We start from the raw sequence: 262 nt of genomic DNA, 5'->3' as shown, positions 1-262 counted from the left end.
CGACCATTTTAACCTTTCTGAAGGAGCTGCTTACGCTTTTTATTTAATCTAGCTTCAGCAGCTAGAATGGTCAGTGGCTTCACTTCTTCCTGCGAGGCAAAAAGCGCCTCTACGTCAGAAGCTCCATCCCCCTCCCATTCTGAAGGAGCTGCCTCTGCTTTTTACTTAATAACCAAGTTCGGTTTTTTATTTAAGCTATGACGACCATCTACGAAGCGAACTGTGCCTGATTTTGCGCGCATAACAAGGGATTGCGTTGTTC

Annotated in this window: 1 pseudogene; it reads right to left on the bottom strand. The window is 45.4% G+C overall.

Going from position 1 to position 262, the window contains the following annotated elements:
- Positions 1 to 161 precede the first annotated feature (161 nt).
- A pseudogene (glpX, locus tag MR107_RS30785) lies at positions 162 to 262 on the bottom strand (fructose-bisphosphatase class II); the annotation flags it as partial.

It is taken from the genome of Bacillus cereus group sp. BfR-BA-01441, assembly GCF_022663075.1.
In the GTDB taxonomy this organism is placed as follows: domain Bacteria; phylum Bacillota; class Bacilli; order Bacillales; family Bacillaceae_G; genus Bacillus_A; species Bacillus_A cereus.
The sequence above is the reverse complement of the archived record's forward strand: the minus strand, read 5'-3'. Positions and strand labels throughout refer to the sequence as shown.